At 52.0% G+C, this 24,675-nt stretch carries 31 protein-coding genes and 1 other RNA gene; 15 read left to right on the forward strand and 17 right to left on the reverse strand.

Features of this window, described 5'->3' with window-relative positions:
- Positions 1 to 75: 75 nt before the first annotated feature.
- The 3 genes from yfiR to O1724_RS17365 are packed head-to-tail and all read left to right on the forward strand — an operon-like array spanning position 76 to position 2,323.
- On the forward strand, positions 76 to 612 hold the full coding sequence (yfiR, locus tag O1724_RS17355; protein ID WP_003863149.1) for a regulatory sequestration protein YfiR: 537 nt from the start codon (positions 76 to 78) through the stop codon (positions 610 to 612).
- Entirely contained in the window at positions 605 to 1,825 is a 1,221-nt protein-coding gene (gene dgcN / locus O1724_RS17360) for a diguanylate cyclase DgcN/YfiN (protein WP_023323614.1), read from the forward strand. The genes yfiR and dgcN overlap by 8 nt, the downstream gene beginning before the upstream one ends.
- A gap of 12 nt (positions 1,826 to 1,837) precedes the next feature.
- The gene (locus O1724_RS17365) at positions 1,838 to 2,323 is read left to right on the forward strand and encodes an OmpA family protein (protein ID WP_003863144.1); all 486 of its coding nucleotides are present in this window, start codon (positions 1,838 to 1,840) and stop codon (positions 2,321 to 2,323) included.
- Positions 2,324 to 2,325: 2 nt separating this feature from the next.
- Here O1724_RS17365 and O1724_RS17370 read toward each other — a convergent pair whose 3' ends face one another.
- From O1724_RS17370 to ffh, 7 genes are all read right to left on the reverse strand, one after another.
- Positions 2,326 to 3,696 carry a PepSY-associated TM helix domain-containing protein gene (locus O1724_RS17370; protein ID WP_023314689.1) on the reverse strand — a complete coding sequence of 457 codons (1,371 nt, stop codon included), beginning with the start codon at positions 3,694 to 3,696 and terminating at the stop codon, positions 2,326 to 2,328.
- Positions 3,697 to 3,734: 38 nt separating this feature from the next.
- Positions 3,735 to 4,139, reverse strand: coding sequence for a DUF2946 domain-containing protein (locus O1724_RS17375; protein WP_003863141.1), 405 nt, complete (start codon positions 4,137 to 4,139; stop codon positions 3,735 to 3,737).
- A gap of 132 nt (positions 4,140 to 4,271) precedes the next feature.
- Entirely contained in the window at positions 4,272 to 4,619 is a 348-nt protein-coding gene (gene rplS, locus O1724_RS17380) for a 50S ribosomal protein L19 (protein WP_002914145.1), read from the reverse strand.
- Positions 4,620 to 4,662: 43 nt separating this feature from the next.
- Complete coding sequence (gene trmD, locus O1724_RS17385; protein ID WP_003863138.1) at positions 4,663 to 5,430, reverse strand: tRNA (guanosine(37)-N1)-methyltransferase TrmD; 768 nt, start codon at positions 5,428 to 5,430, stop codon at positions 4,663 to 4,665.
- Between the two features lie 31 nt (positions 5,431 to 5,461).
- The gene (gene rimM / locus O1724_RS17390) at positions 5,462 to 6,001 is read right to left on the reverse strand and encodes a ribosome maturation factor RimM (RefSeq protein WP_003863136.1); all 540 of its coding nucleotides are present in this window, start codon (positions 5,999 to 6,001) and stop codon (positions 5,462 to 5,464) included.
- A gap of 15 nt (positions 6,002 to 6,016) precedes the next feature.
- Positions 6,017 to 6,265: a 30S ribosomal protein S16 gene (gene rpsP / locus O1724_RS17395; RefSeq protein WP_003863133.1), complete on the reverse strand. Its 249-nt coding sequence runs from the start codon at positions 6,263 to 6,265 to the stop codon at positions 6,017 to 6,019.
- Positions 6,266 to 6,381: 116 nt separating this feature from the next.
- The gene (gene ffh, locus O1724_RS17400; protein ID WP_003863132.1) at positions 6,382 to 7,743 is read right to left on the reverse strand and encodes a signal recognition particle protein; all 1,362 of its coding nucleotides are present in this window, start codon (positions 7,741 to 7,743) and stop codon (positions 6,382 to 6,384) included.
- A gap of 166 nt (positions 7,744 to 7,909) precedes the next feature.
- On the opposite strand from ffh, the gene O1724_RS17405 reads away from it, so the two are divergent.
- Positions 7,910 to 8,701: a cytochrome C assembly family protein gene (locus O1724_RS17405; RefSeq protein WP_003863130.1), complete on the forward strand. Its 792-nt coding sequence runs from the start codon at positions 7,910 to 7,912 to the stop codon at positions 8,699 to 8,701.
- A gap of 19 nt (positions 8,702 to 8,720) precedes the next feature.
- A complete protein-coding gene (locus tag O1724_RS17410; protein ID WP_026094274.1) occupies positions 8,721 to 10,007 on the forward strand; it encodes an HlyC/CorC family transporter in 1,287 nt (428 codons plus the stop codon).
- Between the two features lie 52 nt (positions 10,008 to 10,059).
- On the opposite strand, the gene grpE is transcribed toward O1724_RS17410, so the two are convergent.
- Positions 10,060 to 10,653: a nucleotide exchange factor GrpE gene (grpE, locus tag O1724_RS17415; protein ID WP_003863126.1), complete on the reverse strand. Its 594-nt coding sequence runs from the start codon at positions 10,651 to 10,653 to the stop codon at positions 10,060 to 10,062.
- Positions 10,654 to 10,775: 122 nt separating this feature from the next.
- Between grpE and nadK the strand changes: the two genes are divergently transcribed.
- The 3 genes from nadK to bamE all read left to right on the forward strand — a co-directional run bounded on the left by nadK (position 10,776) and on the right by bamE (position 13,878).
- Positions 10,776 to 11,654 (forward strand): NAD(+) kinase, encoded by an 879-nt coding sequence (gene nadK / locus O1724_RS17420; RefSeq protein ID WP_003863124.1) that lies wholly within the window; start codon positions 10,776 to 10,778, stop codon positions 11,652 to 11,654.
- Positions 11,655 to 11,739: 85 nt separating this feature from the next.
- Positions 11,740 to 13,401: a DNA repair protein RecN gene (gene recN, locus O1724_RS17425; RefSeq protein ID WP_022651676.1), complete on the forward strand. Its 1,662-nt coding sequence runs from the start codon at positions 11,740 to 11,742 to the stop codon at positions 13,399 to 13,401.
- A 138-nt stretch (positions 13,402 to 13,539) separates the two neighbouring features.
- Complete coding sequence (bamE, locus tag O1724_RS17430; protein WP_003863121.1) at positions 13,540 to 13,878, forward strand: outer membrane protein assembly factor BamE; 339 nt, start codon at positions 13,540 to 13,542, stop codon at positions 13,876 to 13,878.
- A gap of 62 nt (positions 13,879 to 13,940) precedes the next feature.
- Here bamE and O1724_RS17435 read toward each other — a convergent pair whose 3' ends face one another.
- Entirely contained in the window at positions 13,941 to 14,228 is a 288-nt protein-coding gene (locus O1724_RS17435) for an RnfH family protein (protein ID WP_003863119.1), read from the reverse strand.
- Complete coding sequence (locus tag O1724_RS17440) at positions 14,218 to 14,655, reverse strand: type II toxin-antitoxin system RatA family toxin (protein WP_003863117.1); 438 nt, start codon at positions 14,653 to 14,655, stop codon at positions 14,218 to 14,220. Before O1724_RS17440 ends, O1724_RS17435 begins: the two co-directional genes overlap by 11 nt.
- A gap of 156 nt (positions 14,656 to 14,811) precedes the next feature.
- On the opposite strand from O1724_RS17440, the gene smpB reads away from it, so the two are divergent.
- The 4 genes from smpB (at position 14,812) to O1724_RS17460 (ending at position 17,763) form a co-directional block, all read left to right on the forward strand.
- Positions 14,812 to 15,294: an SsrA-binding protein SmpB gene (gene smpB / locus O1724_RS17445; RefSeq protein ID WP_126296900.1), complete on the forward strand. Its 483-nt coding sequence runs from the start codon at positions 14,812 to 14,814 to the stop codon at positions 15,292 to 15,294.
- Positions 15,295 to 15,383: 89 nt separating this feature from the next.
- Positions 15,384 to 15,747, forward strand: a transfer-messenger RNA (tmRNA) gene (ssrA, locus tag O1724_RS17450).
- Positions 15,748 to 15,912: 165 nt separating this feature from the next.
- The gene (locus O1724_RS17455) at positions 15,913 to 16,833 is read left to right on the forward strand and encodes an AbiTii domain-containing protein (RefSeq protein WP_045308457.1); all 921 of its coding nucleotides are present in this window, start codon (positions 15,913 to 15,915) and stop codon (positions 16,831 to 16,833) included.
- Between the two features lie 258 nt (positions 16,834 to 17,091).
- A complete protein-coding gene (locus O1724_RS17460) occupies positions 17,092 to 17,763 on the forward strand; it encodes an SOS response-associated peptidase (RefSeq protein WP_045895586.1) in 672 nt (223 codons plus the stop codon).
- Positions 17,764 to 17,772: 9 nt separating this feature from the next.
- On the opposite strand, the gene O1724_RS17465 is transcribed toward O1724_RS17460, so the two are convergent.
- The gene (locus O1724_RS17465; RefSeq protein ID WP_045895530.1) at positions 17,773 to 18,090 is read right to left on the reverse strand and encodes a hypothetical protein; all 318 of its coding nucleotides are present in this window, start codon (positions 18,088 to 18,090) and stop codon (positions 17,773 to 17,775) included.
- Complete coding sequence (locus tag O1724_RS17470; protein WP_045345287.1) at positions 18,090 to 18,329, reverse strand: hypothetical protein; 240 nt, start codon at positions 18,327 to 18,329, stop codon at positions 18,090 to 18,092. Before O1724_RS17470 ends, O1724_RS17465 begins: the two co-directional genes overlap by 1 nt.
- Positions 18,330 to 18,601: 272 nt before the next feature.
- On the opposite strand from O1724_RS17470, the gene O1724_RS17475 reads away from it, so the two are divergent.
- The 3 genes from O1724_RS17475 (at position 18,602) to O1724_RS17485 (ending at position 19,861) form a co-directional block, all read left to right on the forward strand.
- Entirely contained in the window at positions 18,602 to 18,781 is a 180-nt protein-coding gene (locus O1724_RS17475; protein ID WP_012906750.1) for a type II toxin-antitoxin system HicA family toxin, read from the forward strand.
- A gap of 21 nt (positions 18,782 to 18,802) precedes the next feature.
- Positions 18,803 to 19,213, forward strand: coding sequence for a type II toxin-antitoxin system HicB family antitoxin (locus O1724_RS17480; protein WP_045895535.1), 411 nt, complete (start codon positions 18,803 to 18,805; stop codon positions 19,211 to 19,213).
- Positions 19,214 to 19,294: 81 nt separating this feature from the next.
- The gene (locus tag O1724_RS17485; RefSeq protein ID WP_045345254.1) at positions 19,295 to 19,861 is read left to right on the forward strand and encodes a serine acetyltransferase; all 567 of its coding nucleotides are present in this window, start codon (positions 19,295 to 19,297) and stop codon (positions 19,859 to 19,861) included.
- Positions 19,862 to 19,864: 3 nt separating this feature from the next.
- Here O1724_RS17485 and O1724_RS17490 read toward each other — a convergent pair whose 3' ends face one another.
- From O1724_RS17490 to O1724_RS17510, 5 genes are read right to left on the reverse strand one after another with little or no spacing between them, the layout of a single operon-like run.
- On the reverse strand, positions 19,865 to 20,287 hold the full coding sequence (locus O1724_RS17490) for a tail fiber assembly protein (protein ID WP_045895538.1): 423 nt from the start codon (positions 20,285 to 20,287) through the stop codon (positions 19,865 to 19,867).
- A 1-nt stretch (position 20,288) separates the two neighbouring features.
- A complete protein-coding gene (locus tag O1724_RS17495; protein WP_052705602.1) occupies positions 20,289 to 22,850 on the reverse strand; it encodes a phage tail-collar fiber domain-containing protein in 2,562 nt (853 codons plus the stop codon).
- Positions 22,851 to 22,852: 2 nt separating this feature from the next.
- A complete protein-coding gene (locus O1724_RS17500; protein WP_023299876.1) occupies positions 22,853 to 23,404 on the reverse strand; it encodes a phage tail protein I in 552 nt (183 codons plus the stop codon).
- Entirely contained in the window at positions 23,397 to 24,311 is a 915-nt protein-coding gene (locus O1724_RS17505) for a baseplate assembly protein (RefSeq protein WP_045895540.1), read from the reverse strand. The genes O1724_RS17500 and O1724_RS17505 overlap by 8 nt, the downstream gene beginning before the upstream one ends.
- Positions 24,295 to 24,648, reverse strand: a complete 354-nt coding sequence (locus O1724_RS17510) for a GPW/gp25 family protein (protein ID WP_045325028.1) — start codon at positions 24,646 to 24,648, stop codon at positions 24,295 to 24,297. The genes O1724_RS17505 and O1724_RS17510 overlap by 17 nt, the downstream gene beginning before the upstream one ends.
- Between the last annotated feature and the right edge of the window lie 27 nt (positions 24,649 to 24,675).

The raw sequence follows: 24,675 nt of genomic DNA on the forward strand, positions 1-24,675 counted from the left end.
CGGCTTTGATAAACAATGGTATTCTGCCGACAATTCTTAAGGACATCTATTTCCGGGGCGGTTTGGCGGATTCTGATGAGAAATGCAATCTTGATCGCTTTGCTCCGACTCCCCCTGGCGCTAATGCTGTTCATTTTAGTGGCCCCTGCAAAGGCAGGCTCGTTCACTGAAACGGATAAATCAGTACGTTCGATTGTTTCTGGTATTGTGAGCTACACCCGATGGCCAGCACTGTCTGGCCAGCCTAAGCTCTGTATTTATGCCTCTTCCCATTACAGACAGGCGCTCAGCAGTGAAGATGAACACAACCCGTTGCCCTATAGTCCTGTCATTGTGCATAGCGATCGGGAAGCACTCACAGCAAGGTGCGATGCCCTCTATTTCGGGAGCGAGTCGCCAGCAAAACAACAGGAAATAATAAATCAATATCAGGGCCAGGCGTTGCTATTAATGTCAGAACAAAATCCTGAATGCGTTATTGGCAGCGCATTTTGTCTGATAATAGAGCACAACCAGGTCAGGTTTTCCGTAAATCTGGATGCGCTGGCGCGCAGTGGCGTAAGAGTCAATCCGGATGTATTAATGCTCGCACGGAATAAGAAGCATGAATAAGGAAGTCGTACCAACACCGCGTCCGACGTTTAAAAGAACGTTGCGGCGAATCAGCATGATAAGCGTCATTATAACGATGACGTTTATATGGTTGCTGCTGTGTTTCGCTTCCGTGGTGACATTAAAGCAATACGCGCAAAAAAACCTCGAACTTACCGGCGCCACCATGAGCCACAGCCTTGAAGCCTCTCTGGTGTTCAACGATGCCATGGCAGCAAATGAAACGCTGGCGACCCTCGGCAAGCAGGGGCAGTTTGCCGTGGCGGAAGTGCTTAATGCACATCATAAACGGTTTGCCTGGTGGTCGTGGAACCCGGCGGATAATACCGACACGCTGGGCGCGCTGGTCAACCGGTGGCTGTTCCCTGTTCCTGTCGCACAGCCCATCATACATAACGGCAATGTGATTGGCGAAATTCGTCTGACCGCACGCGACAGCCTGATTAGCCACTTTATCTGGCTCTCGTTTGCAGTCCTCACCGGGTGCATTCTTTTTGCTTCTGCCGTCGCATTGACCATCACCCGCTCGCTACATCATGGCATGGTTGTTGAAATGCAAAACATCACTGACGTTGTGCATGACGTTCGCACCAACCGCAACTTTTCTCGCCGGGTAACGGAAGGCCGCATTGAAGAGTTCCACCAGTTTGGAGAAGACTTCAACAGCCTGCTGGATGAAATGGAAGAGTGGCAGCTCAAACTACAGGCGAAAAACGCTCAACTGTTGCGTACCGCCATGCACGATCCGCTCACGGGGCTTGCAAACCGCGCCGCGTTTCGCAACAACATTGCAGCATTAATGAATGACGCTTCGGCAAAAACCAATTCCGCCCTGCTATTTCTGGACGGTGATAACTTCAAGTTTATCAATGACACCTGGGGTCATGCCGCGGGTGACTGCGTTCTGATCGAAGCCGCAAAAAGGATGGTCGAATTTGGCGAAAAACGTCATCAGTCTTACCGTCTTGGCGGCGACGAATTTGCCATGATCCTTTACGGTGTCCACACCGCGCGTGAGGTCGAATATATTTGCGCTGCGCTGTCGCAGCAATTTATCCGTCCGTTTGATCTGCATAACGGGCACACAGCATCAATGTCACTCAGCATTGGCTTTGCTCTGGCGTGGGAAAATGCCTCCGTTGAGGCCTTACTGGAGCAAGCCGATCGCAATATGTATCTGGTCAAAAACCAGCGTTCGAAAACAATATCCTGAAAGGAAGACGATATGTTAAAGCGATATTTTGCGCCGTTGTTACTGGCATCACTGGCAATGTCCGGATGCCAGTCATCCCCTGAAGGGAAATTCACGCCAGAGCAAATCGCGGCCATGAAATCCTATGGCTTTAACGAACTGAATGGCGACTGGTCTCTGGGCCTGTCAGATAAGATCCTGTTTGATAAAAATGACGCCAGGCTGCGCCCGGAAAGTGAAACGCAGATCCAGACTATGGCCTCACGCCTGGCGGCAACCGGCCTGAACCACGCCCGGATGGATGGCCATACGGATAACTATGGCGAAGAGAGCTACAACGAAGCGCTTTCGTTAAAACGTGCCAATGTTGTGGCGGATGCCTGGGCGAAGGGCGCGAACATCCCGCGCAGCAACCTCACCACGCGGGGCTTAGGCAAAAAATACCCTGTCAGCAGCAACCGCACTGCACAGGGGCGCGCTGAAAACCGCCGGGTTGCGGTAGTCATCAGCACGCCTTAAGGCTATTTAACGGATGTTCCGGCGAGCGACACGCCTGAAACCGCTCGCCAGCGCAGCCAGTCAATCACAATAAAGACCACCAGACTGACGCCCATTACCGGCAACGCCAGCCCCAGCAGGAGGCTTATCAGGAACGTCACTCCCCTTCCCCACAGCGGCAATGCCAGCCAGCTTTGACAGAGCGTCTGTACCGGGTTCGCGGCTGACGTTGCAGGGCGACGCATCCACCACATCCGGTATCCCCAGATAATCAACACGCACAGCGCAACGCCAAACGCGATGAGCAGCAGCTGATTTGCCAGACCAAACAGGATCCCCATATGGAAATCCACGCCCCAGCGGGTGAGTTTAGCCATCAGCGGGAAATCCCCGAAGCGAGTGCTGTCCAGCACCTTCAGTGAGTGGGGATCCACGGCAACGGCATCAACCTGCGTCGGCCAGCGGCGATCGATTTCCGTCACCGTCCAGGCCTGGTCGTCCCTGCTTGCCGGGCGGATCTCAACCTTTTTCGCATCAATTCCTGACTGGCGGGCGGCCTGCAATACGCTGTCAAAAAGCGACAGTTCAACAGGCATTTCAGGCATCGTCATTCCCCCGTGATGACCACGATGTTCGGCGTGTTCATCCCTCATTTCCGGCGCACCGGAAAGGGTGGTATTTACCTGCGGCGTCAGCCAGTTCATCTCTGCACGCAGCTTATCGACGTTGCCACCGGCCCATTGTGACCAGGTTAACCCGGTGACTGAGAACAGCAGCATTCCCGTCAGTAACGTCCAGCCTAAGATCACATGCAGGCGACGACGATTCTGGAAACGATTGTTAATACGGCGCTTCGGTCGGGTGTAGAACCACAGCGCGATCCCGCCCAGGGCAGCAACCCACATCCACGAGGCGGCTAACTCGCTATAGAGGCGCCCGATGTTGCCCAGCATCAGCGAGGTATGCAGATAATCGATAGTCTGACGCAGCGGTAAAATCCCGCTGGTGCCGTACACAGTCATATCCCCTCGAACCTCAAGGCTGGCGGGATCAATAAAAATAGCCCGATGCTCGGAGGGACCCAGCGCCGGGTCGGCAAACATCACGCGGGTCGTTTCACCCTCTTCCAGCCCCGGACGAACAGCATGTAAACGCAGCGCTGAACCCACGGCCTTTTCTGCCACGGCAATTTGTTCAGCAAGAGGCTGCGCCTCACCAACGGCATCCGTGTGGAGTGCATAATGGTACAGCGCATTTTCAAGCTGCGGCGTGGCGACATACAGCGTACCGGTCAGCGCTGCGAAGAAGATAAACGGACCGACAAACAGCCCGATATAGAAATGGAGGCGACGCAGCAGGTTTCCCCATGCCGCGCGCGGAGTGCAGGTAGTCATACTTTTCCTTTTTAAGGCAAAAAGTGAGTGATTTTGTTTTAAAGGGAGAAAGCAGACCGACGCGGCGGCGCGCGGGTATCGGGGTAAAGCCAGGGGAAGAAGTGCCAGTGGCTGACCGCCTGACGAGGCGGCTTCACGCGCAGCCGCTGCAACACCACGCTGAGCAGAACGATAAGCGCCAGCATCACGCCCGGCACATGCGCTAACAGCACGCAGTAGCCGCATGCTTCAGCATGGTCAACTGGCATAGAATGCGTCATATCACCATGATGCTCGTCCACCGACATCATGCTCATGTCGTGGTGCATGCCCGGCATGGCGCTCATGGGATCTTTTTGCAGCGAGACGGAGATCAGCGGCGCCACGACGATCAGCAGGATCGCAAACAGCGCGGTCAATGCCGCTGCGCGTTTCCAGCTATGCTGATGCAGTACGTTATCCACTTACCCTCCACCCAAGAGGCGAACATTGTAAATGATTTATGACGGAAGGGTTAACGCGAGAGGTGCGATGGGATAAAAAAAGGGCCAGCCTTTCGGCCAGCCCTTTCTAACAGGATGTCGCTTAAGCGAATCTTAGTTCAGACGCTCTTTAATACGAGCAGACTTACCAGTACGCTCACGCAGGTAGTACAGTTTAGCTTTACGTACAGCACCACGACGTTTAACAGCAATGCTGTCAACTACCGGAGAGTGAGTCTGGAAGACACGCTCAACGCCTTCGCCGTTGGAAATTTTACGAACAGTGAATGCAGAGTGCAGACCGCGGTTACGAATAGCGATAACCACGCCCTCGAATGCCTGCAGACGTTTTTTGGAACCTTCAACAACCCATACTTTCACTTCCACGGTGTCACCTGGACGGAAGGAAGGTACGTCCTGCTTCATCTGCTCTTGTTCAAGTTGCTTAATAATGTTGCTCATAATTTAATCTCTTATCCTGGGTAAACTGATATTCGGGAGCGTATTACGCTTTCCCATCATGTTCATGCTGCTGGTGCGCGTGTTCAGTTTTGAACTCGGCCAGCAACTTTGCTTGCTCTTCAGTCAGAGCCAGGTTTTCCAGAAGTTCAGGTCTTCTAAGCCAGGTTCGGCCCAGCGACTGCTTCAAACGCCAGCGACGTATCTCGGCATGGTTTCCAGACAGTAACACTGCCGGGACTTCCATCCCTTCTAACACTTCAGGACGAGTATAGTGTGGACAGTCCAGCAACCCATCGGCAAAGGAATCTTCCGTTGCCGAAGCTTCATGGCCCAGAACCCCCGGAATAAACCGGGCGACGGAGTCAATCAGCGTCATTGCCGGTAACTCACCACCGCTGAGAACGTAATCGCCGATAGACCATTCTTCGTCAATCTCGGTTTGAATTACGCGCTCATCTATTCCTTCGTAGCGACCACAGACCAGAATCAGTTTTTGATTCGTCGCCAGTTCGCTCACGCCCGCTTGATCAAGCTTGCGTCCCTGAGGTGACAGATAAATCACCTTCGCGCCTTCACCTGCCGCGGCTTTTGCTGTGTGAATGGCGTCCCGTAAGGGTTGCACCATCATCAACATCCCCGGTCCGCCGCCGTAAGGACGATCGTCCACGGTACGGTGCCGGTCGTGCGTGAAGTCACGAGGACTCCAGCTCTGGATGCTCAGCAGGCCATTCTTTACTGCCCGGCCAGTTACCCCGTAATCGGTAATCGCGCGGAACATTTCAGGAAACAGGCTAATTATGCCAATCCACATAGCGCCGTCTTTTACCGTTTATCCGGAGAATTTAAAAACCAGGATCCCAATCTACTTCAATGGTTTGAGTAGTGAGATCGACTTTCTTGATAACCTGTCCATCGAGGAACGGAACCAACCGCTCCTTGATGCCAAATGCATCTTTCAGGTTTGCCTTAATGACGAGAACGTCATTTGACCCGGTTTCCATCATGTCGATGACTTTCCCCAGGCTGTAGCCTTCAGTGGTCACTACCTGGCAACCCATAAGGTCTTTCCAGTAGTAGTCACCCTCTTCCAGCTGCGGCAACTGCGACGAATCCACGACAATCTCACAATTAGTCAGCGCATTCGCGGCATCACGATCGTCAATGCCTTTCAGCTTGATGATGATGTCCTGATTGTGGTGACGCCAGCTTTCCAGCTCGACCTCTTCCCACTTACCGGCTTTCTGGATAAACCAGGGCTGGTAATCAAAAATGCTATCAGCGTCTTCAGTGGAGGAAAACACTCTGAGCCAACCACGGATACCGTAGCAAGAACCCATTTTTCCCAATACGATCGGTTCAACAGGTGCTTTATTGCTCATCATGACCACCGTGACAGATTAAGCTGCTTTGTTTGCTGCTTTGATCAGCGTAGCAACGCGATCGGAAACAGTAGCGCCCTGGCCAACCCAGTGAGCGATACGATCCAGATCCAGACGGGTTTCTTCTTCTGCGCCAGCGGCCAGTGGGTTGAAGAAACCAACGCGCTCGATGAAGCGACCGTTGCGTGCATTACGGCTGTCAGTCACAACAACCTGGTAGAACGGACGCTTTTTAGCGCCGTGACGTGCTAAACGAATAGTTACCATAACATCCTCTTGTGTGAATAAAACAACCGGGCCCCATCGAGGAACGGAGCCCGGGTGTCATATTAAAAGCCCGAAAATTTTACTCATTTTCGGGCAAAAAGCAATCTCAAAAGCGATTATCGCCCAGGAAAACCGGGCGGCATCATGCCTTTCATGCCGCGCATCATCTTCGCCATGCCGCCTTTCTTCATTTTCTTCATCATGCGCTGCATGTCGTCGAACTGTTTCAGAAGGCGGTTTACGTCCTGCACCTGCATGCCGCAACCGGCAGCGATACGGCGTTTACGGGAACCTTTGATGATTTCTGGCTTCGCGCGCTCTTTCAGCGTCATCGAGTTGATGATGGCCTCCATACGCACCAGCACTTTGTCATCCATCTGGGATTTGACGTTGTCCGGGATCTGGCCCATGCCTGGCAGTTTGCCCATCAGGCTTGCCATGCCGCCCATGTTTTTCATCTGACGCAGCTGCTCAAGGAAGTCGGTCAGATCGAAACCGTCACCTTTTTTCAGCTTGCTGGCGAGTTTTTCCGCCTGGGCGCGGTCAACCTTGCTTTCAATATCTTCGATCAGCGACAGCACGTCGCCCATGCCGAGGATACGGGAGGCAATACGATCCGGATGGAACGGCTCCAGCGCTTCGGTTTTCTCGCCCACGCCGAGGAACTTAATTGGCTTACCGGTAATATGACGAATAGACAGCGCCGCACCGCCGCGGGCATCGCCGTCGACTTTGGTCAGCACCACGCCGGTTAACGGCAGGGCTTCGTTAAACGCTTTTGCGGTGTTTGCCGCATCCTGACCGGTCATGGCGTCAACAACAAACAGGGTCTCTACTGGATTGATAGAGGCATGAACCTGCTTGATTTCGTCCATCATCGCTTCGTCAACGTGCAGTCGACCGGCGGTATCCACCAGCAGCACGTCGTAGAATTTCAGCTTCGCCTCTTTCAGCGCCGCGTTAACGATGTCGACAGGCTTCTGGGCCACGTCGGACGGGAAGAAGTCCACGCCAACCTGCTCGGCCAGCGTTTCCAGCTGTTTGATCGCCGCTGGGCGATACACGTCCGCCGACACCACCAGCACCTTTTTCTTGTGCTTTTCGCGCAGGAATTTCCCCAGCTTACCGACGCTGGTGGTTTTACCCGCACCTTGCAGACCCGCCATCAGCACGACGGCTGGCGGCTGAGCCGCCAGGTTAAGCACCTGGTTCTCTTCGCCCATCGCCGAAACCAGCTCGTTACGGACGATTTTGACGAACTCCTGACCCGGAGTCAGGCTCTTGTTCACTTCATGGCCAACCGCTTTCTCTTTCACGCGGTTGATAAAGTCACGCACGACCGGCAACGCGACGTCTGCTTCCAGCAGCGCCATGCGCACTTCGCGCAGCGTTTCCTTGATGTTCTCTTCGGTGAGGCGTCCACGGCCGCTGATGTTGCGCAGCGTGCGCGACAAACGATCGGTTAAATTATCAAACATTGTCTCTCGCCTGGGGTAGAAACGTTAGGTCGCCTGGGCGACACATACACAGAATTTTGCCGGAGTATAACATGAAGGCGCCTTTGTTGTTATGCAACGGTTGGAGCAGGCGTCACGTAACGTTATACTGCTTCTCTTTCTTATTAAGACAACTGTCGACGCCTATATGCCTGTTTTCGCACTGATCGCCCTTGTTGCCTACTCTGTCAGCCTCGCGCTGATCATTCCTGGCCTGCTGCAAAAAAACAGCGGCTGGCGGCGCATGGCTATTCTTTCGGCAGTGATCGCACTGATTAGCCACGCGTTTGCGCTGGAATCACGCATTATCCCCGGCGACGGCAGCGTGCAAAATCTGAGCGTACTGAACGTCGGCTCGCTGGTCAGCCTGATGATCTGTACGGTCATGACCATTGTCGCGTCTAAAAACCGTGGCTGGCTGCTGCTGCCGATAGTCTACGCCTTTGCGCTGATCAATCTGGCGTTAGCCACGTTCATGCCCAATGAGTTTATTACTCACCTGGAAGCCACGCCGGGGATGCTGGTGCATATCGGCCTGTCGCTCTTTGCCTACGCGACGCTGATCATCGCCGCCCTTTACGCCATGCAGCTCGCCTGGATTGACTACCAGCTGAAAAATAAAAAGCTGGCGTTTAACCACGAAATGCCGCCGCTGATGGTGATTGAGCGTAAGATGTTCCACATCACCCAGGTCGGCGTGGTGCTGCTGACGCTCACGCTCTGCACCGGGCTGTTTTACATGAAGAACCTGTTCAGCGTGGAGAATATCGATAAAGCGGTGCTCTCCATCATCGCGTGGTTTGTCTATATTGTCCTGTTATGGGGCCATTATCATGAAGGCTGGCGCGGTCGTCGCGTGGTCTGGTTCAACGTAGCGGGTGCGGGCATTCTCACGCTTGCCTATTTTGGTAGCCGCTTCATACAGCAATTTGCTGGCTAAGTAACAAAAGGAGTTCCCCCTGGAACACATCTCTACCACCACGCTGATCGTCATTCTGGTCATCATGGTGGTCATCTCCGCTTATTTCTCTGGCTCTGAAACCGGCATGATGACGCTGAACCGCTACCGGTTACGTCATCGCGCCAAGCAGGGTAACCGTGCCGCGCGTCGTGTCGAAAAGCTTCTGCGTAAGCCGGACCGTCTGATTAGCCTGGTGCTTATCGGTAACAACCTGGTCAATATTCTCGCCTCTGCACTGGGCACCATCGTCGGGATGCGTCTGTACGGCAACGCAGGCGTGGCGATTGCCACAGGTGTGCTCACGTTTGTGGTACTGGTGTTTGCGGAAGTGTTGCCCAAAACCATCGCGGCGCTTTACCCGGAAAAAGTCGCCTACCCGAGCAGCTTCCTGTTAGCACCGCTGCTTATTCTGATGATGCCGCTGGTCTGGCTGCTGAATATGGTGACACGGGTGCTGATGCGCATGGTCGGTATAAAGGCAGACGTCACCATTAGTAGCGCGCTCAGCAAAGACGAACTGCGTACCATCGTGAACGAATCCCGCTCGCAGATCTCCCGCCGCAATCAGGACATGCTCCTGTCGGTGCTGGATCTGGAAAAGGTCAGCGTTGACGACATCATGGTGCCGCGCAATGAAATCGTCGGGATTGATATCAACGACGACTGGAAGGCCATTGTCCGCCAGCTGACGCACTCCCCGCACGGGCGTATCGTCCTCTATCGCGATTCTCTCGACGATGCCATCAGCATGCTGCGCGTGCGCGAGGCCTATCGTCTGATGACCGAGAAAAACGAGTTCACCAAAGAGGTAATGCTGCGCGCCGCCGACGAAATTTACTACGTGCCGGAAGGCACCCCACTCAGCACGCAGCTGGTGAAGTTCCAGCGCAACAAGAAGAAAGTCGGCCTGGTGGTGGATGAATACGGCGATATACAGGGGCTGGTGACGGTCGAAGATATTCTGGAAGAGATTGTCGGGGACTTTACCACCTCAATGTCGCCTTCCCTTGCGGAAGAAGTCACCCCGCAAAACGACGGGTCAGTGCTTATCGACGGCAGCGCCAACATTCGTGAAATCAATAAAGCGTTCAACTGGCATTTGCCGGAAGACGAAGCGCGGACGATGAACGGAATGATCCTGGAAGCGCTGGAAGAGATCCCGGCGGCAGGCACGCGCGTGCGCATTGAACAGTATGATATTGATATTCTGGACGTTCAGGACAACATGATTAAGCAGGTGAAGGTCCTGCCCGTTAAACCTTTACGCGAAAGTATCGCCGAGTAATGTTGTAGGCCGGGTAAGGCGAAGCCGCCACCCGGCACTACGGGTCGGCAGATTACGCTTTCGCTTTCGCCACGGTCACCATCGCAGCGCGAATAGTACGGCCGTTCAGGGTATACCCTTTCTGCATCACGCCCAGCACGTTACCCGCGGCAACGTCTTCGGATTCCACCATCGCAATGGCCTGGTGAACGTTTGGATCCAGCGGTACATCCGTATCGGCAATCACTTCAACACCGAACTTACGCACCACATCCAGCATGGATTTCAGCGTCAGCTCAATGCCTTCAATCATTGCCGCGTTATCCGGGTTAGCTTTATCCGCCACTTCCAGCGCGCGATCCAGGCTGTCGATCACCGGAAGCAGTTCGTTGACGAATTTCTCCAGCGCAAATTTGTGCGCCTTTTCAACGTCCAGCTCGGTACGACGGCGCAGGTTTTCCATTTCCGCTTTGATACGCAGTACGCCATCGCGTTCGCGATTCTGCGCTTCTACCAACTGAGCTTCCAGGTTGGCAATTTTTTCATCGCGCGGGTCCACCTGCTCAGCAGACGTGTCTGGCTCTACTGCCTCAACTTCATCGTGCTGTTCCGTGATAATTTCTTCAGGGGCTTGCCCCTCAGGCGTTTTCTGTTCTTTACTACTCATGAATTTCTCCGCGTTTTTCTGCATTCATCTCGCTAACTTCGCTTATTATGGGGATCAGTTTCCTGGATTCAAGGGAACAAGGCAGATTGTCATCATTCATCAGGCACAAGGACCTCCAGAAAATGAATAATCATTTCAGATGTATTGGGATCGTCGGCCATCCGCGTCACCCTACCGCATTGACGACACATGAAATGTTGTATCGCTGGCTGTGTGGTAAAGGCTATGAAGTGATGGTCGAGCAGCAGATTGCCCAGGAGTTGCAGCTTAAAAGCGTCAGAACCGGCACGCTGGCGGAAATTGGCCAGCAGGCGGATCTCGCCGTGGTGGTCGGTGGCGACGGCAATATGCTGGGCGCGGCGCGAACGCTGGCTCGCTATGATATTAAGGTTATTGGTGTTAACCGTGGCAATCTCGGTTTCCTTACCGACCTCGACCCGGACAATGCGCAGCAGCAGCTGGCGGACGTGCTGGAAGGCCACTATATCAGTGAAAAACGGTTTTTGCTGGAAGCCCAGGTGTGTCAGCAGGACTGCCAGAAGCGCATCAGCACCGCCATTAACGAGGTGGTTCTCCACCCCGGTAAAGTGGCGCACATGATCGAATTCGAAGTCTATATCGACGAAATCTTCGCTTTCTCGCAGCGGTCTGACGGGCTGATTATTTCAACCCCGACGGGGTCCACCGCCTACTCGCTTTCAGCCGGAGGTCCAATCCTTACGCCATCGCTGGATGCCATTACCCTGGTGCCGATGTTCCCGCATACGCTCTCGGCGCGTCCGCTGGTGATCAACGGCGACAGCACCATCCGCCTGCGTTTTTCTCATCGCCGCAGCGATCTGGAGATCAGCTGCGACAGTCAGATTGCGCTCCCCATTCAGGAAGGTGAAGATGTCCTCATTCGCCGCTGCGATTACCACCTGAACCTCATTCACCCAAAAGATTACAGCTATTTCAACACATTAAGCTCCAAGCTCGGCTGGTCAAAAAAATTGTTCTGATTTTGCATCCAGCACTTTACTGTATATAAAACCAGTTTATACTGTATACAAACACAGTTATGGTTTTTCATACAGGAAAACAATTATGCTGGCACAACTGACCATTAGCAACTTTGCCATTGTTCGTGAGCTTGAGATCGACTTCCATAGCGGAATGACGGCGATTACCGGTGAAACCGGTGCAGGTAAATCCATTGCCATTGATGCCCTCGGCTTGTGCCTCGGTGGTCGTGCAGAGGGGGATATGGTGCGCACAGGCGCCGCCCGTGCCGATCTCTGCGCCCGCTTCTCGTTAAAAGACACACCTGCCGCCCTGCGCTGGCTGGAAGCAAACCAGCTCGAAGACGGACGTGAGTGTTTACTTCGCCGCGTCATCAGCAACGATGGCCGCTCCCGCGGTTTTATCAATGGTACAGCGGTTCCCCTCTCCCAGCTTCGCGAGCTGGGCCAGCTGCTCATCCAGATCCATGGTCAGCATGCGCACCAGCAGTTAATCAAACCCGAACAACAGAAAGCCCTGCTTGATGGCTATGCAGGTGAGTACGCGCTTACTCAACTCATGGCGGAGCACTATCGTCAGTGGCATCAAAGCTGCCGCGAACTTGCGCAGCATCAGCAGCAAAGCCAGGAGCGTACCGCGCGCGCCGAGCTGCTGGAATATCAACTGAAAGAGCTGAACGAATTTAACCCGCAGGCGGGTGAATTTGAGCAAATCGACGAAGAGTACAAGCGTCTGGCCAACAGCGGTCAGCTGCTCTCCACCAGCCAGACTGCCCTTAACATGCTGGCGGATGGCGAAGACGTGAATTTGCAGAGCCAGCTGTACAACGTGCGTCAGCTTGTGACCGAACTGACCGGCATGGACAATAAGCTTTCTGGCGTACTGGAAATGCTGGAAGAGGCCGCGATTCAGATTTCAGAAGCCGGGGATGAGCTGCGCCACTACTGTGAACGTCTGGATCTCGATCCGAACCGTCTGTTCGAGCTTGAGCAACGCATCTCCCGTCAGATTTCACTGGCGCGTAAGCATCACGTTACCCCGGAAGAGCTGCCGAATTACTATCAGTCTCTGCTGGAGGAACAGCAGCAGTTGGACGATCAGGCCGATTCCCTTGAAACCTTGTCTCTGGCGGTTAATCTGCATCATCAGCAGGCGCTGGAAACGGCGAAACGGCTGCACGACGTGCGGCAACACTATGCGCAGGAGCTTAGCCAGCACATTACCGACAGCATGCATACGCTGGCGATGCCGCATGGGGTGTTCACCATAGATGTTCGCTTTGAAGAGAATCACCTGACGGCGGAAGGCGCAGACCGCGTAGAATTCCGCGTCACCACCAACCCGGGCCAGCCTTTGCAGGCAATTTCGAAAGTGGCTTCCGGTGGTGAACTGTCGCGTATCGCCCTGGCCATTCAGGTGATTACCGCGCGTAAAATGGAAACCCCGGCGTTGATTTTCGATGAAGTGGATGTGGGTATCAGCGGCCCGACCGCGGCCGTTGTCGGCAAACTGCTGCGTCAGTTGGGTGAATCGACGCAAGTCATGTGTGTGACTCACCTGCCGCAGGTCGCCGGATGTGGTCATCACCACTTTATCGTCAGCAAGGAAACCGATGGTGAAATGACGGAAACGCACATGAAGCCGCTGGATAAACGCTCACGCTTGCAGGAGCTGGCACGCTTGCTCGGCGGCAGTGAAGTCACCCGCAATACCCTCGCGAATGCGAAAGAACTGCTGGCGGCATAAACTTTTTCGGGATCTCAGGGTCATACAGAACAACAAAAACGCCGCCAGACCGGTTTCAAAGTGGGGCAAGGTCTATTATCATCGGCATATTACATATGAGCCGCGTACTGCTCGGGCCCGAAAAGGAATCAAATCACTATGCGCTGTAAAACGCTGACCGCTGCCGCAGCGGTTCTTCTGATGTTGACCGCAGGCTGTTCCACTCTGGAGAAAGTGGTTTACCGTCCTGACATCAACCAGGGGAACTACCTTACCCCTAACGATGTGTCCAAAATCCGCGTGGGTATGACACAACAGCAGGTCGCTTATGCCCTGGGAACCCCGATGATGTCCGATCCGTTCGGCACAAACACCTGGTTCTATGTATTCCGCCAGCAGCCTGGTCATGAAGATGTAACCCAGCAAACCCTGACGCTGACCTTCAGCAGTGCCGGCGTGCTGACCAACATCGACAACAAGCCTGCCCTGACCAAATAATCAGGCGTCAGCAACGCAAAAAGGTGCTCAATGAGCACCTTTTTTGTGTATGTTATTTTTGGCTACTTACCGGATTTCTCTGCTCGCTGACGGCGCAACTCTTTCGGGTCGGCAATCAGCGGACGATAGATTTCAACCCTGTCGCCCTCTTTCAGCACATCACCGAGCTTAACCGGACGGCTATAAATGCCGACTTTATTCTTCGCCAGGTCAATATCACGGCGAAGTTCAAGGATGCCGGAGGCCCGGATAGCCGCCTCAACGGTGGCACCCTCTTCAAGCGTCACGCGCTGCAAATACTGCTTCTCCGGCAGCGCATACACCACCTCAACAGCAATCTTATGCGACACTGTAAACCTCTTTGGCGCGCGTGGTGAACGCCTGAACCATATTCGAGGCCAGCTCTTTAAAGATTCGGCCAAACGCCAGTTCGATCAGCTTATTGGTAAATTCAAAATCCAGATGAAACTCAATGCGGCAGGCGTCAGCGCTCAGTGGCGTAAACTTCCACCCTCCCATCAGTTTTTTAAACGGACCATCCACCAGATGCATCAAAATACTCTGATTGCTCGTCAGGGTATTGCGCGTGGTGAACGTTTTGCTGATCCCCGCTTTGGAGACATCCACGGCCGCAGTCATCTGCGTCGGGCCGGATTCCAGCACCCGGCTACCGGTGCATCCTGGAATAAATTCCGGATAGGACTGAACGTCGTTCACTAACTGATACATTTGTTCCGCGCTGTAGGGAACAAGCGCAGTACGGCTAATCTGAGGCATAGCATTTTCCATGGTCACACAACAGACAAATAATAACATTTATCACCTGTTAAAAAAACGCTAAGCCTTATCTCGTGCTAATATAGCGCGTTAGACCTCACAGGACGCAATGAGGTGACTTTTTAAAATCAGATTACCGACGGCTTTACGACACTTATGACGAAGAAAAAAGCACATAAACCTGGTTCGGCGACCATTGCGCTTAACAAGCGTGCTCGCCACGAGTATTTCATCGAAGAAGAATTCGAGGCCGGCCTTGCGTTGCAGGGCTGGGAAGTAAAATCGCTGCGTGCCGGGAAAGCCAATATCGGCGACAGCTACGTGATCCTGAAAGACGGTGAGGCCTTCCTGTTCGGCGCGAACTTTACGCCGCTGACCGTCGCCTCTTCACATTACGTTTGCGATCCTACCCGCACCCGTAAGCTGCTGCTGAACAAGCGCGAACTGGAATCCCTCTACGGACGCATCAACCGTGAAGGCTTCACCGTGGTGGCACTCTCTTTGTACTGGAAAAACGCCTGGTGCAAAGTGAAAGTCGGCGTGGCGAAAGGTAAGAAACAACACGACAAGCGTACTGACCTGAAAGCACGCGAGTGGCAGCTCGATAAAGCACGTATCATGAAAAACGCAGGACGTTGATTCTGCGCGCTTATTGTACTATTCAATAAGTTAGCGTTTCGGGCTGGTGTCGAGGAAGTGAAATCTGGTATACTGAGTTCAACACTATTGGGGCTGATTCTGGATTCGACGGGATTTGCGAAACCCAAGGTGCATGCCGAGGGGCGGTTTGCCTCGTTAAAAGCCGCAAAAAAATAGTCGCAAACGACGAAAACTACGCTTTAGCAGCTTAATAACCTGCTAAGAGCCCTCTCTCCCTAGCTTCCGCTCTTAAGACGGGGATCAAAGAGAGGTCAAACCCAAAAGAGATCGCGTGGAAACCCTGCCTGGGGTTGAAGCGTTAAAACTAATCAGGCTAGTTCGTTAGTGGCGTGTCTGTCCGCAGCTGGCGTGCGAATGTAAAGACAAACTAAGCATGTAGTACCGAGGATGTAGAAATTTCGGACGCGGGTTCAACTCCCGCCAGCTCCACCAAACAAGCATGGACAGTGGCAAGACAGAGGCTTTAAAACCAATAAGTTAGCCACTTAACCCAGACAGCGACCAGACGCAGAAGGGACTAAAAAGGATACGTAAAGGAGCCGCGGCTCCTGAGCTAGCAAAAGCCCGCTGATGCGGGCTTTTTTGTGGGAGACGCATATGAGCCAGCTACAGGATATCATTACTCTTCTGAGTAACGGCGATGAAGGAACGACCAATGCATTGCTTCAAACAAAGGTATTTCTTTACTCTATAGGCAAAAAAGATCTGTCGCCTTGGATAGATCACGAAATAAATGGTTATCCCTCTATCAAAGATGCCCCAGAATACAGGGTAGTTAAGGCTAGAATTCTTGCTAACCTTAACAACGGCTTCCGACACTACAACAGCTTTCAGCTTCCGCTCGCTTACTTAAGCAAGAAGGATTATAAGGATGCTCATGAATCTGTAGTAACAATGTCAATTAGCCAAATTGAGCAGTTGGTTATTAACGCAGGTGATAACCCAAACCTACAGCAACATATTCCTTTAGATCTAGCTCGTCTAAAATACTGCAAATCCATTGACGATAGTTATGAAATAACAACATGTTACAAGGAAATAGCACTTCATAGCTTTACGGGGATTTTAACGCAAGTACGGTCACGTCTATTGAGTTTCTTATTAGAGCTATCAGACCAAACCGCTGGAATGCCAGAGGAGAAAAGCATGGCGGATAAATTAAGAAAGGTGGATACAGATTCCATTTTTCATAGCGCCATCTTCGGTGATAACACTGTAATAAATTTAGGGCATGAGAATTCTTTTACTATTAATAATCAAGTTTGCAAGGGTGACTTACCCGCTTTAAAAAGGACTCTTACGGAGAAGGGAATTAGTGAAACTGACGTTAATGATCTGGAAGCAGCAATTATTGCTGATGGTCCAATCGCGCCCCGGAGCAACTCCTATGGCAAAAATGTTAGCACTTGGTTTTCCAATGTAATAACAAAAGCGGCCAATGGTACGCTGGGCATTGGGGTGACTGTTGCTACTGAAGTGCTTACCGACAGCTTAAAAAGATATTTCGGCTTACAATAGCCGTCATGGGGTGTCGGGGGTCGGAGGTTCAAATCCTCTCGTGCCGACCAAAAACACATTTAAAACCAGCCTCTTACGGCTGGTTTTTTTATGTCTATTTTCTGTACGGGGAATCACTGGGGAAAAATCGGGGAAAAATACCGTCAAAAAATCAGGCACAACAAGCTAATTGCCACCGATCCGTTTGTAAGACTTACCAGCACGCTACTTTTTTTCACTGCCCTATACTTTCAGTCTGACATCCAACTGGAGGTTTCTATGTGTGGACGCTTTGCACAAGCCCAAACCCGTGAAGAATATCTGGCATATCTGGCCGATGAAGCCGATCGTGACATCGCGTATGACCCGGAACCTATTGGCCGATTCAACGTCGCACCCGGTACCAAGGTCCTGCTACTGAGCGAACGCGAAGAGCAATTACACCTCGATCCGGTGTTCTGGGGTTACGCACCGGGGTGGTGGGATAAACCGCCACTGATTAACGCGCGTGTCGAGACGGCTGCCACCAGCAGAATGTTTAAACCGCTTTGGCAGCATGGCCGGGCTATATGTTTTGCGGATGGGTGGTTCGAATGGAAGAAGGAAGGCGAAAAGAAACAGCCCTACTTCATTCACCGCACCGACGGCCAACCGATTTTTATGGCAGCGATTGGCAGCACACCGTTTGAGCGGGGCGATAATGCAGAAGGTTTTCTCATTGTTACATCGGCAGCGGATAAAGGTCTGGTCGACATTCACGACCGCCGGCCCCTTGTTTTGTCACCAGAAGCGGCCCGGGAGTGGATGCGCCAGGATATAGGCGGGAAAGAAGCAGAAGAGATAATTGCCGACGGTGCAGTACCCGCCGACAAGTTTATCTGGCACGCCGTTACTCGCGCTGTGGGGAATGTGAAGAATCAGGGGCCGGAACTAATCGAGCCGATTTCGTGAGCTGCGTATTCATATCGGTAGCCCATCGTCTATTGCACGGTTGATGAAGAACGTCACCCGGCCCAGCACTTCCACTTCTTCAAGCGCTGATCCCTCAATCGCTTCACCATCATCCGTAATGAGCCCCTTGCCCATGAGTTTTGCAAATTGTGTGTGGCCGTCGCACAAAATTAACAACACCTCTCCAGGTGTCTTTTTCGTGGCTGGTTCTATGACCGCAAACCCCACATCCGTTTCAAGCACCCTGCTATCAGCCCCCATATTGCACAGAATTGCTGGGGTTAGGCGGCGCTCAATGTAGTCTGTTGCTGGTGAAGGAAATCCCATCAGTGAATTCTCCCCATGTTGCGCAGGATCCAGTAACGGTTGTCGCTACCGTCATTCGTCTTGTCAGCGAAGCCTGGCTGGTTGCGCTCTATCCACGCATTTGCATCGGCCCGGGTAAAATGCCAGTTTAAGCCCCTTAACTTCTGTATGAAGCTGTCTGTTCTCAGATAGCGGTAACCCTTTGGGTTAAGCTCTATTGCCGCGATAAAGGCGGCATGTATGTCTGCTGTGCGTGGCATCATTACCCCACTTAATACTGTGTTTATATACAGTGTATTTTGAAGGTGAAAATGTTCAATACAGTTATTACCTATCAATTATTATCCGTGGATAAGTTATTGATAAAATTCCTTTCTGCTAGTATCTCTACAATGTTCATAGGGTGAAATGCTGCCAGCAATGCACTCCTGCCTAACCCATACTTAATAACCCCTATAACCCTAAAAAACATTGACGCCACTCAGACGTAGGGTTATTATAACCCCATCAAGACAACACAGAGAGCCGGAGGATGGATAGCAGGAATGCAATAGCAATGATAGAAGCCGATGGGTGGTATCTGGTGAGAGTGAAAGGCAGTCATCACCAGTTCAAACACCCAACGAAAAAGGGGCTGGTAACGGTAAAGCATCCGCAGAAAGACATACCGTTACCAACACTGAAAAGCATCAAAAAACAGGCGGGGCTCTAAGCCCCCCTACTGGAGGTTTACATGTTGTACCCTGTTGCTATTGATAAAGGCGATTCATCCTTCGGCGTTCGCGTACCTGATATTCCTGGCTGCTTCTCTGGTGGTGATGATTATCAGGACGCGATTGAAAGCGTACGTGAAGCGATCGAGGCACACATTGAATTACTGGTTGAAGATGGCGAGACCGTACCAGAAGCTACGACCGTCGAAAACTGGCTATCTGATCCGGAATACGCCGGTGCGGTATGGGCACTGGTTGACGTGGATATAACTCGCCTGATGGGAAAAGCGGAAAAAATCAATGTGACGCTTCCCTCATTACTGATCCGTCGTATCGATCAGTTTGTGGCCGCGCATCCAGAATACGGCAGTCGGTCTGGCTTCTTATCGCGCGTCGCGGCAGATAAAGTAATTGGACGAGAAAAACGATAAGCCTCGAAAGAGGCTTTTAGCGAAAGTACCCTCTATGTATTCGCGGATCCAGTCAGAAAAAGTGAAAATGAGAATTTGAAAATGAGTAATCAACTATCAAAACGCCATTTACGTGAGTGCTTACAAGCTGAAGTAATGAAAAGCGACAAGAAATTCTCATGGACGCGCGTTTTTCATAAAGCATTAAAGTGCCCAGAGAGACGCTTTAATTTTTGGTGGCGAGTTGCTTCTTATCTTTATAGTTCTGATGCCAAATGGAAAAAACAATTGGCCAGAAGAATTAATAGAAAACTTGTCCAAAAGTACAACACTGAGATACAGCTGCCAGCTACAATTGCACCTGGTCTTCATATAACTCACTTCACATCAGTTGTTATAAACGGATGTGTAATTATCGGACGAAATTTCAAAATAAGACATAACTGTACCATTGGCATTGGTGGGGGGGTAAAGAATGAAAACTCCAGCCCAAGGATAACAATAGGTGATAACGTTGATCTGGGAGTTGGGACCTCGATTATCGGTAACAATCTCACTATAGGCAGCAATGTCACGATAGGCGCAATGACTTTTGTTAATAAAGACATTCCGGACAACACTGTTGCCTACAATGAGAAGAAGTTAATATTAAAATTTAAGCATTCCTGATTATCATGCTGGCAATACAGGCCACTCGATATCTGGTGCATGCGATGTATCAACCCGCATCAACAGCACCCTATATTGCTGCCATGCCAACAGTAAATCTTCCTCTTCATCTGTTGACATGCCCAACTCAACGGCATCTTTCAATGGCTCAATTACGGCATTGGCTGAGTTCATGAGCGCTTCTTTCTGAGCATCAGCCTCGGCAAGGAGCTGCTCTTTAGTGGCGGTTGGCGGGTCTACAAGGACAGGCTGATCGAAATCATTTACAGTGATTACCTTACCTTTCTGTTGACCTTCCAACAGATACAGGAACCACTTCTCCGAAATTTCAAGTAAATCATTCGGCCACGTACCTGCTAGTAAATAAGCTTGTTTATCTGATTCATGATAAAAACCAATTTCGCCAGGGCTAAAATAAATCCTCATTTCAATATCCTTTAGCAATTAGCATAAATTTGCCATCGGCGTTATGAGCATATAGTGTGCATCCTGTACGTGAATAAGACGGAACATAAATTGCCGAATCATCGCCAGACCCATGCCCTGCCCCATTATATGTAATTACAACCCCTACACATGCATTTGGAAAAGCCGCAGGAAATGTCACGTTAACATTTGTTTTGCTTGGAACGTTTATATTACTCATAACTACTTCCATAACACCTGTTGAAGCATCTTTATGCGTCATGGCATTGGCTGATTTGGTTGCGGTATTTTTAAGGTTATACCGCGCATCGCTTTCCGCCTTCGTATAAGCCTGCCCCGCAGGGGTGTAACTCCCTTTAGGCTGAAAACGCCCGTCACTCTCAGCTTTGGTGTATGCGCCTGTTCTTGGCATATACCCCGCATCTGATTGTGCTTTGGTGTAATAACGGTTATCAAAATTGGCATAGCTGCCCGGATTCACCTGGCCCGGCGCGTTAAAGTTGCCGTTAGTATCCCATTTAAAATTAACCTCTGATCCGCCACTGCCTTTCATGTGCAGATGCCATGAAAGTTCGGTTCCCGCGACCAGAGAACCCATTGAAAATGCCCAGGAGTTTTTACTCGCAATTGTCGCTTGTTGTTTGATTACGGGATGATATTCACTCGAACCGGTTGTCGAATACGCGTTAAAAAATGGCGCCTTTGCTTTGTACTGTTCAGCCCAGGCGTAGGGGCCGGAATAACCTGCCACCATTTCTTTGCCTGCGGTAATTTGTTCGCTTGCAGTGATTGTGTTGTAAACCGATAGCGGCGTTCCTGACTGAAGGGCGCCCGTGGTTAGATTCACATACAGCGGGCGAAGTGAGTTGTAATTACCCAGCGAATCGCCAGAGTTTGTTAACATCAAATAAAGCGTTGTGCCATCATTTCGCCAGAATGCGCCAAAATTACCGTAGGCGATACGCAGGCCATTCGCAGCTCTTGAAACAATTTCACCATGAGCAGAAATTGCCCCCCGGACTTCTGCGGCACCATTAAAATTAAATGATATGGAACCATTTACATTACGTTGCGAATAAAAGTGGTATCCCGTCGCATCTTTAAATTCTAATACTGTCGGTCGGTCAGTATTACCCCAAAGATTAATTATCCCATCAAGGGTGGATGTATTTGAAGAACTGACTTCAAGCTTGCGAGTATTACCTGAACGCAAATACCCATTCGCAATCACATTACCCGTGACGGTACCACCAGTAATAGGCAGCGCTCCAACCTCCGTCGCGGTTGGTTTTTTGGCTGTGGTATAAAACTCACACCATTCTGTCCACGTGTTATCTGCCGGGTTATAAGATCGAAGGAAAATCCGCCGAGAACTGAAAGTGCGATATTCCTGCACGCAGGCCTCGGCTCCATTTGCACTGGTCTGGTGAACATCCAGTTCGCCGGCTTCAGTAATGGGGTAATTCCTCGCAGTAGTAGCATTGGCAGTTAAAGCCTGATTAAACCGCCCGTACTGCGTACCTCTGACTGTATTCAAATCGACTGTACCAAGCGTCCCTCGATATGGAACAGCACCGACTTCAGTCGCGGTGGGCTTCTGAAACTCTGTGTAAATTTTTCCCCATTCACCAAAAATGCCTTGTGGCGTAGAGCCTGCCAGCCCGATTAACGGCGCCTGGCCGCCTTGTTTTGCAATAAGGTGCACCTGAGAGCCTGAGTCATAGCCAAAGCTAATCAGGGAAGCATTTCCATATGTCGGCTCCGACTGCACGCCGTAGAAGCCATTCCGCAGAGGTTTTTTGGCATCAGCAGCAGTAAGCAGAATGTCCGAACCATATCCACCTAACCCCATCCAGCCTACAACCGGCACGCGGCCAGCAGTTGCATCTGTTTTTGAAGTGACGACGTCTTTAGATGCGGACGTTCCCAGCGTGTCCTTGATCTCCTTAGCGGCTTCTCTGACAGCTTTCGGTGTCGCAGCCAGCGTCTCTGACGAGCTGTCGGTTTCGCTACTGAGCTGCACAAGTCCTTTACGTGAGGTTGTCGCATCATAAACGCCTATGGCTTCGCGAGACCCTTTTTGTGCAGCCTCCCCGCGCGCCGCTATTTCAGAAAGGTTTTTATCAATGCGCAGGAACAGACCATCTCCGGTCGCTACTTTGAGCTCTACGTTTGCCGCATCAGATACTGCAAGACGGAATTGCAAACTGACGCTGACACCGTTTTCAGGCTTTTCAATGGCGGCACAGTTCGCAACAGAATACAGTTCGCCTGCATCTGTCAGCAGGCCAACTTCCCTGACTACGAATCCACCAACGGCAACCGGAAGTACCAGCTGAGCAAAAAACTGGTTCGCCTGATCCGGAGAAACCTGTAGTGCAGAAATTGCGCTGCGATATACCTCACGCACCAGCTTCGTCTGCGCAGGATCCGGTTTAACGGCCTGCCCGTTCCCGTCCCCCACAACAAAATCTTTGATGATGACGGGCTTCCCGGTTGCAGAGGATTGCGTCTCCAGCTCCTTGCCCCGGTTTGTCAGAATGCTGTAATACTTCTCAGCCATGGTTATTCTCCGGCCTCAATAACAACGTCAATCCAGGCGGTAACAGCACCGCCGGCATAATAAGTTCCCTTCGCACCCAGATCGGCGATCACATCGATAGTGGTCAACAGGCTGCGGAGGTTTTTGGCTTTATCGACCTGGCGCCGTATGCGCTGGTAAAGCGCTTCGTCAACAGCCTGTAAGCTGTAAACCTCCACGCGGAAGGTGTAGGGATCCTTGCGCGGTGTATCCTCCCACCACTCAATCACAGTGGTCGGGAGACTGACGGCGCTTAGCGACCGCCTGACCGCCCCGGCGGTGCCCCGGTGCTGATGGACATAAGCGGCATCCCTGATCACCTGCCTTTTTTCTTCCTCGGTCCAGGCCTCCTCCCATGAATCCACCGCGAATTCCCAGGCTAGCCATGGCAGCAAATGTGCGGGACAGGTATCAGGATTTTTCACCTTACGTACCATGTCAGTATCCAGCGCCGCGATCAGCTCTGTGCTTGCCTGTTCCTGCGCCCGTTCCGGGTGAATAGCTGAAGGTGGAAGCAGAGATCGAAATTTATCCACTTACTCCTCCTTTACGGGTGATGTTTATCGCGCTGCACCACGGGGCCTGTCCTGCTGCCGCTTCCAGATCAGCCGTCGGGCTGAGCAACTTAACTCTGGATACGCCGGGCTGCTGAAGTGCTGAGTAAATCGCGGAAAGCGGTACGATGGCATTAATGCGATGGGAAAGCTGTGTGTAGCTCGTCAGCGTACTTATCGCGTTTTCCAGTACCGTCTGTGCATCCGGACCGTCTGGTATTTCAAGTTCAGCCTTAACGGTATAGCTGGCGATACTGGCACTCTTCACACTGACAAAATCGGTGAGCGGCCTGACTTCATCCGCGCTCAGTGTGTTCATGACAGTTTCAATAAGAATGAGTCCTGCCTGACCGTTCCCTGTGCGCGAGAGCACGTACACATCCACCTCGCCGGGTCGGTTATGGGTTTCAGGCCCGTAGGCGTCCGCATCCAGCACATCGTTATCCGCAGATTTGGCATGAAAGCGATAAGCGTTACGCGCGCCGGCCGTATTCAGCTGCGCCCACGAAAGCTGTATACGTTCCCGGAAAGCGTCGTCGTCTTCATAAACAGGGTCGACAGGGGGAACCGCATCCGGATCGCCGGTATTAATCACCAGACGGGAAACGTTAAAGGCCGCGCCCAGCTGGTCGAGATCGGCCCCTCTTGCACTGGCAAGGAAAACTGCGCGTACTGCGTCGTTAACCCGCTGGAACGCCAGGGTGAGCTGGTAAGCGGTGATTTCCCCCTGCTTATACGCCGGGTCCGATTCCACAAGCGCATCAAATTCCGTATCGAGTTCACGCAGGCGTGCCAGCCAGCGGGTAAAAATGTCGGCGGTATCCGGTACCACAACGGCATCCGGCACCGCCAGGGCGGACAGGTTAATTACGTCATAGCTGCTTGCCATAAATCGGTATACCTCCGGTACTGACAGGAAGATTGTTCTCTTTGTTAATCCCTTCGATATCCACCACACACCCCGTTTTATCTGCCGGGAAGGAGACGAGCACTCGTGTGACCTTAAGCCGGGGTTCCCAGCGCGCGAGCGCTGTGGCAGTCGCGGCGATAATGCGTAGCCTGGTCAGGTCATCACGTGGATTGTCCACCAGCGAAAACAGATCGCTGCCATAATCACGGACCAGCACGCGGCTGCCGACAGGCGTGGAGAGAATATCGCTGACGGACTGGCGCAAATGGTCGCTACCGGACAGGCGTTTCCCGGTCCGGCTGTTTACACCGTTCATAATTTTTTTCCGTATCAGGGTCGCCGG

Source organism: Enterobacter cloacae complex sp. HYC074_NIDB (assembly GCF_056673345.1).

What these genes read in the sequence shown, in the direction of transcription:
- yfiR (WP_003863149.1), top strand. Translation starts at nt 76, where the DNA reads ATGAGAAATGCAATCTTGATCGCTTTGCTCCGACTCCCCCTGGCGCTA.
- dgcN (WP_023323614.1), top strand. Translation starts at nt 605, where the DNA reads ATGAATAAGGAAGTCGTACCAACACCGCGTCCGACGTTTAAAAGAACG.
- O1724_RS17365 (WP_003863144.1), top strand. Translation starts at nt 1,838, where the DNA reads ATGTTAAAGCGATATTTTGCGCCGTTGTTACTGGCATCACTGGCAATG.
- O1724_RS17370 (WP_023314689.1), bottom strand. Translation starts at nt 3,696, where the DNA reads ATGACTACCTGCACTCCGCGCGCGGCATGGGGAAACCTGCTGCGTCGC.
- rplS (WP_002914145.1), bottom strand. Translation starts at nt 4,619, where the DNA reads ATGAGCAACATTATTAAGCAACTTGAACAAGAGCAGATGAAGCAGGAC.
- trmD (WP_003863138.1), bottom strand. Translation starts at nt 5,430, where the DNA reads ATGTGGATTGGCATAATTAGCCTGTTTCCTGAAATGTTCCGCGCGATT.
- rimM (WP_003863136.1), bottom strand. Translation starts at nt 6,001, where the DNA reads ATGATGAGCAATAAAGCACCTGTTGAACCGATCGTATTGGGAAAAATG.
- rpsP (WP_003863133.1), bottom strand. Translation starts at nt 6,265, where the DNA reads ATGGTAACTATTCGTTTAGCACGTCACGGCGCTAAAAAGCGTCCGTTC.
- ffh (WP_003863132.1), bottom strand. Translation starts at nt 7,743, where the DNA reads ATGTTTGATAATTTAACCGATCGTTTGTCGCGCACGCTGCGCAACATC.
- O1724_RS17405 (WP_003863130.1), top strand. Translation starts at nt 7,910, where the DNA reads ATGCCTGTTTTCGCACTGATCGCCCTTGTTGCCTACTCTGTCAGCCTC.
- grpE (WP_003863126.1), bottom strand. Translation starts at nt 10,653, where the DNA reads ATGAGTAGTAAAGAACAGAAAACGCCTGAGGGGCAAGCCCCTGAAGAA.
- nadK (WP_003863124.1), top strand. Translation starts at nt 10,776, where the DNA reads ATGAATAATCATTTCAGATGTATTGGGATCGTCGGCCATCCGCGTCAC.
- recN (WP_022651676.1), top strand. Translation starts at nt 11,740, where the DNA reads ATGCTGGCACAACTGACCATTAGCAACTTTGCCATTGTTCGTGAGCTT.
- bamE (WP_003863121.1), top strand. Translation starts at nt 13,540, where the DNA reads ATGCGCTGTAAAACGCTGACCGCTGCCGCAGCGGTTCTTCTGATGTTG.
- O1724_RS17440 (WP_003863117.1), bottom strand. Translation starts at nt 14,655, where the DNA reads ATGCCTCAGATTAGCCGTACTGCGCTTGTTCCCTACAGCGCGGAACAA.
- smpB (WP_126296900.1), top strand. Translation starts at nt 14,812, where the DNA reads ATGACGAAGAAAAAAGCACATAAACCTGGTTCGGCGACCATTGCGCTT.
- O1724_RS17455 (WP_045308457.1), top strand. Translation starts at nt 15,913, where the DNA reads ATGAGCCAGCTACAGGATATCATTACTCTTCTGAGTAACGGCGATGAA.
- O1724_RS17460 (WP_045895586.1), top strand. Translation starts at nt 17,092, where the DNA reads ATGTGTGGACGCTTTGCACAAGCCCAAACCCGTGAAGAATATCTGGCA.
- O1724_RS17465 (WP_045895530.1), bottom strand. Translation starts at nt 18,090, where the DNA reads ATGGGATTTCCTTCACCAGCAACAGACTACATTGAGCGCCGCCTAACC.
- O1724_RS17470 (WP_045345287.1), bottom strand. Translation starts at nt 18,329, where the DNA reads ATGCCACGCACAGCAGACATACATGCCGCCTTTATCGCGGCAATAGAG.
- O1724_RS17475 (WP_012906750.1), top strand. Translation starts at nt 18,602, where the DNA reads ATGGATAGCAGGAATGCAATAGCAATGATAGAAGCCGATGGGTGGTAT.
- O1724_RS17480 (WP_045895535.1), top strand. Translation starts at nt 18,803, where the DNA reads ATGTTGTACCCTGTTGCTATTGATAAAGGCGATTCATCCTTCGGCGTT.
- O1724_RS17485 (WP_045345254.1), top strand. Translation starts at nt 19,295, where the DNA reads ATGAGTAATCAACTATCAAAACGCCATTTACGTGAGTGCTTACAAGCT.
- O1724_RS17490 (WP_045895538.1), bottom strand. Translation starts at nt 20,287, where the DNA reads ATGAGGATTTATTTTAGCCCTGGCGAAATTGGTTTTTATCATGAATCA.
- O1724_RS17495 (WP_052705602.1), bottom strand. Translation starts at nt 22,850, where the DNA reads ATGGCTGAGAAGTATTACAGCATTCTGACAAACCGGGGCAAGGAGCTG.
- O1724_RS17505 (WP_045895540.1), bottom strand. Translation starts at nt 24,311, where the DNA reads ATGGCAAGCAGCTATGACGTAATTAACCTGTCCGCCCTGGCGGTGCCG.
- O1724_RS17510 (WP_045325028.1), bottom strand. Translation starts at nt 24,648, where the DNA reads ATGAACGGTGTAAACAGCCGGACCGGGAAACGCCTGTCCGGTAGCGAC.